This window comes from Streptomyces sp. McG3 (genome assembly GCF_018619185.1).
GTDB lineage: Bacteria > Actinomycetota > Actinomycetes > Streptomycetales > Streptomycetaceae > Streptomyces.
This window is the reverse complement of sequence record NZ_JAAXYC010000304.1, coordinates 1-9,336: the sequence shown is the minus strand read 5'-3', so window position 1 is coordinate 9,336 and position 9,336 is coordinate 1. Positions and strand designations below refer to the sequence as shown.

At 71.3% G+C, this 9,336-nt stretch carries 8 protein-coding genes; 3 read left to right on the top strand and 5 right to left on the bottom strand.

Annotated elements, in window-relative coordinates; translation table 11 throughout:
- Nucleotides 1-174: 174 nt before the first annotated feature.
- From HET64_RS32085 to mltG, 3 genes are all read left to right on the top strand, one after another.
- A complete protein-coding gene (locus tag HET64_RS32085) occupies nt 175-1,992 on the top strand; it encodes an ABC transporter ATP-binding protein (RefSeq protein ID WP_215110666.1) in 1,818 nt (605 codons plus the stop codon).
- 91 nt (nt 1,993-2,083) lie between these two features.
- On the top strand, nt 2,084-2,695 hold the full coding sequence (locus HET64_RS32080; protein WP_215110665.1) for a hypothetical protein: 612 nt from the start codon (nt 2,084-2,086) through the stop codon (nt 2,693-2,695).
- 406 nt (nt 2,696-3,101) lie between these two features.
- Nucleotides 3,102-3,962, top strand: coding sequence for an endolytic transglycosylase MltG (mltG, locus tag HET64_RS32075; RefSeq protein WP_215110664.1), 861 nt, complete (start codon nt 3,102-3,104; stop codon nt 3,960-3,962).
- Nucleotides 3,963-3,983: 21 nt separating this feature from the next.
- Here mltG and HET64_RS32070 read toward each other — a convergent pair whose 3' ends face one another.
- The 5 genes from HET64_RS32070 to HET64_RS32050 form a co-directional block, all read right to left on the bottom strand.
- Entirely contained in the window at nt 3,984-5,138 is a 1,155-nt protein-coding gene (locus HET64_RS32070; protein ID WP_308370413.1) for an NAD(P)-binding domain-containing protein, read from the bottom strand.
- A 79-nt stretch (nt 5,139-5,217) separates the two neighbouring features.
- Nucleotides 5,218-6,426, bottom strand: coding sequence for an LLM class flavin-dependent oxidoreductase (locus tag HET64_RS32065; RefSeq protein ID WP_215110662.1), 1,209 nt, complete (start codon nt 6,424-6,426; stop codon nt 5,218-5,220).
- A complete protein-coding gene (locus HET64_RS32060; protein ID WP_215110661.1) occupies nt 6,423-7,451 on the bottom strand; it encodes an ABC transporter substrate-binding protein in 1,029 nt (342 codons plus the stop codon). The genes HET64_RS32065 and HET64_RS32060 overlap by 4 nt, the downstream gene beginning before the upstream one ends.
- On the bottom strand, nt 7,448-8,374 hold the full coding sequence (locus tag HET64_RS32055) for an ABC transporter ATP-binding protein (RefSeq protein ID WP_215110660.1): 927 nt from the start codon (nt 8,372-8,374) through the stop codon (nt 7,448-7,450). The genes HET64_RS32060 and HET64_RS32055 overlap by 4 nt, the downstream gene beginning before the upstream one ends.
- Nucleotides 8,347-9,237 (bottom strand): ABC transporter permease, encoded by an 891-nt coding sequence (locus tag HET64_RS32050; protein WP_215110659.1) that lies wholly within the window; start codon nt 9,235-9,237, stop codon nt 8,347-8,349. Before HET64_RS32050 ends, HET64_RS32055 begins: the two co-directional genes overlap by 28 nt.
- Nucleotides 9,238-9,336 lie beyond the last annotated feature (99 nt).

Genomic DNA, 9,336 nt, shown 5'->3' with positions numbered 1-9,336 from the left:
GCCGGGGGAGCCGGGGGGGCCGGAGGAGCTGAGCGGACCGGGGGAATCGGAGGCGTCCATACGGGAACAATAACAGGACCTTGTTCATTGTGAGTATAGGTAACAATGAGCTAAGCTCTCCATGTGCGAGGGTCGGGTCTGTCCGGCCACGCCTCACGCCCGACGAAGGAGCCCATGAAACCCGACGAGCCCACGTGGACGCCCCCGCCCGATGCCCACACCGCCGCCGACCGGCCGTCCGGCGAGGTGCGCCGCATCCTCCGCCTCTTCCACCCCTACCGCGGCCGGCTGGCCGTCGTCGGCCTGCTGGTCGGCGCGTCCTCCCTGGTGTCGGTCGCCTCCCCGTTCCTGCTGCGCGAGATCCTGGACACCGCGATCCCGCAGGGGCGCACGGGCCTGTTGACCCTGCTGGCGCTCGGCATGATCCTCACCGCCGTGATGACCAGCGTCTTCGGCGTGCTCCAGACCCTGATCTCGACCACCGTCGGTCAGCGCGTCATGCATGACCTGCGCACCGCCGTCTACACCCAGCTCCAACGGATGCCGCTCGCCTTCTTCACCCGCACCCGCACGGGCGAGGTCCAGTCCCGCATCGCCAACGACATCGGCGGTATGCAGGCGACGGTCACCTCCACCGCCACCTCGCTGGTCTCCAACCTCACGGCCGTCATCGCGACCGTCGTCGCCATGCTCGCCCTCGACTGGCGGCTCACCGTCGTCTCGCTGCTCCTGCTGCCGGTCTTCGTCGCGATCAGCCGGCGCGTCGGCCGGGAGCGGAAGAGGATCACCACCCAGCGCCAGAAGCAGATGGCCGCGATGGCCGCCACGGTCACCGAGTCCCTCTCGGTCAGCGGCATCCTTCTCGGCCGCACGATGGGCCGCTCCGACTCCCTCACCCGGGGCTTCGCGGAGGAGTCCGAGCGCCTGGTCGACCTCGAAGTGCGCTCCAGCATGGCCGGCCGTTGGCGGATGTCGACGATCGGCATCGTGATGGCCGCCATGCCCGCCGTCATCTACTGGGCGGCAGGTCTCACCTTCGCGTCCGGAGCGGCCGCCGTCTCCATCGGCACGCTGGTCGCCTTCGTCACGCTCCAGCAGGGGCTGTTCCGCCCGGCGGTCAGCCTCCTCTCCACCGGTGTGCAGATGCAGACCTCCCTCGCCCTCTTCCAGCGCATCTTCGAGTACCTCGACCTCACGGTGGACATCACCGAACCGGAGAAGCCGGTCCGCCTGGAGAAGATCCGCGGCGAGATCGCCTTCGAGGAGGTCGACTTCAGCTACGACGAGAAGAACGGCCCGACACTGACCGGCATCGACGTGACCGTCCCCGCGGGCGGGAGTCTCGCGGTCGTCGGATCCACCGGTTCCGGCAAGTCCACCCTGAGCTACCTCGTGCCCCGGCTGTACGACGTCACCGGCGGCCGGGTCACGATCGACGGGGTCGACGTCCGCGATCTGGACTTCGACACCCTCGCCCGGGCGGTCGGCGTCGTCTCCCAGGAGACCTACCTCTTCCACGCCTCGGTCGCCGACAACCTGCGCTTCGCCAAGCCGGACGCCACCGAGGAGGAGATCGAGGCCGCGGCCCGGGCGGCGCAGATCCACGACCACATCGCCTCCCTGCCCGACGGCTACGACACCCTGGTCGGTGAGCGCGGCTACCGCTTCTCGGGCGGTGAGAAGCAGCGCCTCGCCATCGCCCGCACCATCCTGCGCGACCCGCCGGTGCTGATCCTCGACGAGGCGACCAGCGCGCTCGACACCCGTACGGAACAGGCCGTGCAGCAAGCGATCGACGCCCTGTCCGCCGGACGGACCACGCTGACCATCGCGCACCGCCTCTCCACCGTCCGCGACGCGGACCAGATCGTCGTCCTGGAGGACGGCCGGGCCGCCGAGCGCGGTACGCACGAGGAACTGCTCGACCGCGACGGCCGCTACGCCGCCCTGATCCGCCGCGACGCCCACCCGGCCCCGGTTCCGGCTCCCTGACCGCCGGGGCAGGACCACGGGCCCCGGCGGTCAGGGGGAGTGCCGGCCCTGACGCCACCGGCGCGACGCGCGTACGGCATGATCGCCGCGCATGAGAGCTCTCCTCGGGGTGGAACTCCCCGGCTACCGAACCGTGGACACCGACACCTGGCTGAACGACCACGGTGATGTGCTGTCGCTGCACTTCTTCGGCCTGCCGCCGGATCTGCCCGCCGCACTGGACGACGGCCCCGCGCTGCGCCACGGCCTGACCCACTTCACCGCCCGGGCGGGCGGCGGACTCATCGAGGCGTCGGTGAAGCGGCTGGGTGAGCTGCCCGCCCTGCGCCAGATACTCAAACTGCCGCTGCCGGGACAGCCCAGCGGGCAGGCGTTCCTCGGCAGTTTCACCGTGCCGCGCGCCGGGTGCAGCACCGTGGTGAAGATCCAGGCGGCGGAGCGCGGTATGACGGGCATGCGGGAAGCCGTGGTGATGGCCAAGCTCGGCCCCGACCAGTACTTCCGGCCGCACCCCTACGCCCCCGAGGTCCAGGGCGGACTGCCCTTCCACGCGGCGGACCACGCCCAGTGGGACGCGGAATTCCCGGACCACCCGCTCACCCGGGTCCGCCGGACGCTCGACACCCTCGCGGCGGTGGTGACGGTGGATCCCGGGTTCACCGCACTGCCGCCCTTCACCGGGCCGGCGGCTGCGAACGGCTGAGCCGGCCGGCGCAGCACACACGGCGGCGCCGCCGCTCCCGTGGGACGGGGAGCGACGGCGCCGGGCGGAGCAATGGTCAGACGAGCCAACCCACGAAGTGGACGACGCCGGCAAGCAGGTTGGTCAGGAAGTTCATCTGGTCTTTCTCCTTGTGCGTGGTGCATCTGTGGGACTGCGCAGTAGCGGTCTGCAGCCCGTTGACTGCGCTCTGCAATCATCACGCCCCGGACGGGTGAACGGCAACGAATCCCCTGACGATCACACGTTCCAGCGAACACCCGATCCCCTGTTCGCGTGTTCTGTGTGTCGTGCGTTCTGGTCCGCCCGGTACGGCGTTCGTGTCGCCGGAGCCGACGCCGTGGCCGAGCTACCGGCCGTGGCTCGTGCCCCGGGTTAACGTGCCCGCATGGTGAACGAGTCCCCGGACGCCCGGCCCCGTCGCAGACTCCGCCCGACCCGCCGCGGAAAGATCGCCCTGGCCGTCGGCGCCCTGCTCGTCGTGTCGGCCGCCGTCCTGATCCCGCTGTCCCTGACCGGATCGGACGAGGGCGGGCACGAGAAGGAGCGCCCGCAGAACACCCTGATGATTCCCGAGGGCCGTCGCGCCTCGCAGGTGTACGAGGCCGTCGACCAGGCGCTCGACCTGAAGCCCGGCAGCACGCGGAAGGCCGCGACGGCGGTGGACCTCGCTCTGCCGGACCAGGCCGAGGGCAACCCCGAGGGGTACCTCTTCCCGGCGACCTATCCGCTCGACGGCGCGACCGATCCCGCAGGCCTGCTGCGCTACATGGCGGACACCGCCCGCAAGCACTTCGGCGCGGACCACGTCACTGCGGGAGCCCAGCGCAACAACGTCTCCGTCTACGACACGATCACAATCGCCAGCATCGTCCAGGCCGAGGCGGACACCGCGTCCGACATGGGCAAGGTGGCCCGGGTCGTCTACAACCGGCTGCTCAAGGACATGCCGTTGCAGATGGACTCCACCATCAACTACGCCCTGAAGCGCTCCACCCTGGACACCACGACCGCCGACACCCAACTGGACAGCCCGTACAACAGCTACCGGATCAAGGGGCTGCCACCGACGCCCATCGGCAATCCGGGGGAGGAGGCGCTGCGCGCGGCCGTCAGCCCCACGCCCGGCCCCTGGCTGTACTTCGTCACGGTCGGCCCCGGCGACACCCGGTTCACCGACAGCTACGACGAACAGCAGCGGAACGTCGAGGAGTTCAACCGCACCCGAGCTTCCGCCGCCACGGGCTGACGGCCTCCGCCCGCGGAGGGATCAGCGTCCGGAGACCGGGACGGCGACGACCGCCCCGGCTTCCCGGTCCGTCCGTCCGTCGTCGGCTTCCCGGTCCGCCCGCTCGTCGCCGCTGTCCTCGCCCGTCTCCTTCAGCAGCCGCATGACCGACCGGACCGCCGCCCGGCCCGCGCGGTTCGCGCCGATGGTGCTGGCGGACGGGCCGTACCCGACGAGATGGACACGCCCGTCGCGTACGGCACGGGTGTCCTCGGCCCGGATGCCGCCGCCCGGCTCGCGCAGCTTCAGCGGTGCCAGATGGTCCACCGCGGGCCGGAACCCGGTGGCCCACAGGATCACATCGGCCTCGACGACCCGACCGTCGTCCCAGGCCACACCGCTCGGCGTGATCCGGTCGAACATCGGCAGCCGGTCCAGCACCCCCTGCTCCCGGGCCCGTCGTACCGCATCGGTCATCGGCAGCCCGGTCACGCTGACCACGCTCCGCGGAGGCAGCCCCCTGCGCACCCGCTCCTCGACCATCGCCACAGCTGCCCGCCCCCACTCCTCGGTGAACGGTCCCTCGCGGAAGACCGGTTCGCTCCGGGTCACCCAGAAGGTGTCGGCCGCGTGCCCGGCGATCTCCATCAGATGCTGCGTACCGGAGGCCCCGCCCCCGACGACGATGACGCGCTGCCCCGCGAACTCCTCGGGCCCCGGGTAGTTCGCCGTGTGCAACTGCCGCCCCCGGAACGTCTCCTGGCCCGGGTAGCGCGGCCAGAAAGGCCGGTCCCAGGTGCCGGTCGCGTTGATCAGGGCCCGCGCGGCGTACGTCCCCTCGGACGTTTCCACCAGCAGTCGCCCGCCGCTCCCCTCCCGTACGGCGCTCACCTCCACCGGGCGGTGGACCCGCAGGCCGAAGCGCTCCTCGTACGCGGCGAAATACGCGCCGATCACCTCCGACGAGGGCCGGTCGGGATCGGCTCCGGTCAGCTCCATGCCCGGCAGCGCGTGCATCCCGTGGACCTTGCCGTACGTCAGCGAGGGCCAGCGGAACTGCCACGCGCCGCCCGGCCGGGGCGCGTGGTCCAGCACGACGAAGCCGGCGTCCGGCTCCAGTCCCACGCGGCGCAGGTGGTGGGCGGCGGACAGCCCCGCCTGACCCGCGCCGATCACGACCACGTCCAGCTCACGCACCCCAGAAATGTTCACGCTTCTACTAACTCGTCGGGGGTCCGGGATCTTCCCGGACCCCCGACAAGCAGCACCGCGAGGCTCAGCGCCCCCCGGCGACCAGCAGGGGCGCTCCGCCCGGAGCTGTGGCGGGCCGGGGCTCGGCGCCGTTCGCACCCAGCAGCGGGGACGCGGGCACGGTCGACAGCAGTCCGCGCCGGGCCAGCTCGGGGGTGACCCCCTCGCCGAACCAGTACGCCTCCTCCAGATGCGGATACCCGGAGAGCACGAAGTGCTCCACGCCCAGCGCGTGGTACTCCTCGATCCGGTCCGCGACCTCCGCATGGCTGCCCACCAGCGCGGTCCCGGCCCCGCCGCGCACCAGACCGACACCCGCCCAGAGATTCGGCGCGATCTCCAGTTTGTCCCGCGAACCGCCGTGCAGGGCCAGCATCCGCTGCTGCCCGACCGACTCGCTCTTCCCCAACGCCTGCTGCGCCGCCGCGATCGTGTCCGGATCGAGGTCGCCCAGCAGCCGGTCGGCGGTGGCCCACGCCTCGGCCGAGGAGTCCCGCGAGATGGTGTGCAGCCGGATGCCGAACCGGACCGTGCGCCCCTGCTCCTCCGCCAGGCCGCGAATCCAGTCGATCTTCGCCTTCACCGCGGCCGGCGGCTCGCCCCAGGTCAGATAGACATCGGTGTGGGCCGCGGCCACCGGCCCCGCGGCGGCCGAGGACCCGCCGAAGAAGATCTCCGGCAGCGGGTCCGGCGGCAGTGCGGTCAGCCCGCCCTCCACCTGGTAGTGCTCACCGTCGAAGTCGTACGGCTGCCCGCTCCAGACGCCCCGCACCACCGACAGGAACTCCGCGGTCCGCGCATAGCGCCGGTCGTGGTCCAGGTGGTCCCCGAACCGCCGCTGCTCCGTGGAATCACCCCCGGTCACCACGTTGAGCAGCAACCGCCCCCGGGTGATCCGCTGATACGTGGAGGCCATCTGGGCCGCGAGCACCGGGGAGATGACCCCCGGCCGGAACGCCACGAGGAACTTCAGCCGCTCGGTGTGCTGGGCGAGCGCCACCGTGGTCAGCCAGGCGTCCTCGCACCACGTACCCGTGGGCGTCAGCACGGCCTCGAAGCCCAACTGCTCGGCCGCCTTGGCGATCTGGATCAGATAGTCGATGTCCGGAGCCCGCACCCCGCTCACCGGGGTGATCCGGTCGCGTTTGATGCCGCCGTCGGTGTAGGCGTGCCGGTCGACGAGTGTCCGGCCGTCGCCCCCGGTGGGCAGGAACCAGTGCAGGTGGACGTTCACGATGAGGCCTTTCCGTAGGAGCGCGGCGCGGTGGAGGAAGCGGGGAGGTCACGGTTGAACCGGGTGTCGACGTAGTCCTCGAAGTCGAACCGCCGGGGAATCAACTTCAGTTCGGCGAAGGTGTCGGCGATCTCCTGCTCGGAGGCGATGGCCGCGGCGTCGATCGCCACCGGGACGCGGGTGCCGTAACTGAGCTTCACGGCGTCCAGCGCCACCTCGAAGGGCAGCCCGGTCTCCTTCGCCCAGACCTCGGCCCACTCCTCCGGGTGCTCGAAGACCCACTTCTGGGCCCGCTCCAGCCGGACGAGCAGGTCGCCGATGGCCTGTGACTTCTTCCCGTCCTTGAGAGAAGCGGGTGAGGCGACCTGAAAACCGAGGCCGTTGACGACGCCTTCGCCGGTGGTGAGGACCCGGGCGTCCGCCGTACGCAGCACCTGCGAGGTGTACGGGTCCCAGATCGCCCAGGCGTCGACCTTGCCCCGGCTGAACGCGGCGAGCGCGTCGGCGGGCTGGAGGTATTTCAGCTTCACGTCCTCGATCCCGAGGCCGGCCTTCTTGAGCGAGGCGACCAGCTGGAAGTGGGCGGAACTGCCCTGTGCCACGGCGATGGACGCCCCCTTGAGCTGGGCGGGCTTCTTCAGCGGCGACTCCTCGGGCACGACGATGACCTCACCGGCCGACGAGCCGTGCGTGGCGCCGATGACGGTGATGTTCGAGTCGGCCCCCGCGGCGAAGACGGGCGGAGTGTTGCCGACGCCTCCGATGTCCACCGCACCGGCGCTCACGGCCTCCAGCAGGGGCGGTCCCGAGGTGAAGGTGGACCACTTGATGCGGTAGTCGAGGTCGTCGAGCTCTCCGGAGGCCCGCAGGATCGCCTCGTAACCACCTTTCTGGTCGCCGACGTTGAGCGTAAGGCTGCCCGTTCCGTCCGTGCTGCCGCCCGAGTTCGCGGAGGAGGAACCGCCGCAGGCGGTCAGGAGCAGGGCGAGGGGGAGGAGCAGGGCAGGCAGGACGCGGCGTTTCATGAGGCCTCTCCGTGACGGGGGTGTGCGGATGACGCGGCGGAGTTCTTCGTCGGTCCGGCACCGGACGCGGTGGCGGCCACGGACGGCTCCGCCCCGGCGGTGGCGTCCGGCTCACCGCGGACGTGGCTCTCCCTTTCGACGCCGCCACCGCCCTCGCCCTCGACGCCCAGTTCGGTCAGCAGGCGGGAACGCAGGCCGGTGAACCCGGGTGAGCCGACCCCGCGGGGCCGGTCCAGCGCGACAGGCGTGTCGTACGCGATCCGCCCGTCCCGCATCACCAGCGCCCGGTCGGCCAGCAGCAGGGCCTCGTCCACGTCATGGGTGACCAGCAGTACGGCGCAGCCGCGCCGCTGCCAGAGCTCCGCGACGAGCTGCTGGGCCTTGATCCGGGTCAGGGCGTCCAGTGCGCCGAAGGGCTCGTCGAGGAGCAGCAGATCGGGCTCGCGCACCAGGGCCCTGGCCAGCGAAGCGCGCTGCGCCTCACCGCCGGACAGCGTCTTGGGCCACGCCCCGGCCCGTTCCCCGAGACCGACCTCCGCCAACGCCCGCTCGGCGACTCCGCGTTCGGGCTTGCCCGGCAGCCCGAGCAGTACGTTGCGCCAGACCTTCTTCCACGGCATCAGCCGCGGTGCCTGGAACGCGACCGCGCGCCGGCGCGGCACCAGGACGGTGCCCGAGATCTCCCGGTCGAGCCCGGCGAGCACCCGCAGCAGCGTCGACTTGCCGCAGCCGCTGCGCCCGAGCAGAGCGGTGAACTCGCCTGCCCGCAGAGTGAGATCGAGGTCGTCGATGACCGGACGCCCGTCGAAGGCCCGGACGAGCCCTTCCACCCGCACGGCGGCCTCCGGAGCGCCGTCCGGCGCCGCGGTCAGCGGGCCGGGGGCAAGGTCGTCTTTCACTGGCCGGTGAAGGTCGGTCGCCATTGCAGCAGCAGCCTTTCGAGGATCCGGACGATGACGTCGGCGGTGAGGCCGAGGAAGGCGTACACGACGAGACAGACGACGATCACATCGGTCCGGAAGAACTCGCGGGCCTGGTTCATCAGGAACCCGATTCCGGCGTCGGCGTTGATCGACTCACCGAAGACGAGCGCGAGCCAGGCCGTCGCCAGCGAGTACCGCAGCCCGGTCATCGCCCCGGGCAGCGCCCCCGGCAGCACCACATGCCGGACCAGCCCCCACCGTCCGAGCCCCAACGACTCACCGGCTTCGATGAGTTGGGCGTCAACGCCGCGGATTCCCGCGTAGACGTTGAGATACAGGTGAAAGGCCACCCCGAGCGCGATGAGGGCCACCTTCGGCGCCTCCCCGATCCCGAGCCAGATGATGAACAGCGGGATCAGCCCCACCCAGGGCACCGTGCGCAGCATCTGCACGGTCGCGTCGACCAGGTCCTCTCCGAGCCGTGAGAGCCCCGACACGAGCGCGAGCGCCGTCCCGACGACGCCACCGAGCAGGAGCCCCACGACCACACGCTGGAGCGAGACCCCCATCGCGGCGGGCAGTGTCCCGTCCGCCACCAGGTCGGCGCCCGCGCGGGCGATGGTCCCGGGCGAGGCGAGCACATCGGGATGCAGCACCCCCGTGGCGCTGAGCACCTGCCACAACGCGAGCAACAGCAACGGCCCCACCGCCCGTCGCACCCACCGCGGAGCGGCCCGCAGCCGAGACCGCCGGACGGACGCCGGAACGACCGCTTCCAGGTCGGGCGGCGTACGGCTCGGCGCGGAGGACTTCTCCGGGGCAGCGGACAGGCCGGGTGGTGGTGGCGCATGGCTGACAGTCATGGGGGCTCCACGGAAGGGCGCACGGATGCGGGGCGAAGGTTCGAGGAGAGGAGGGGGAAGGGGCGGGGGGGCGACGCGAAGAAGCGAGGGGAAAGGGGG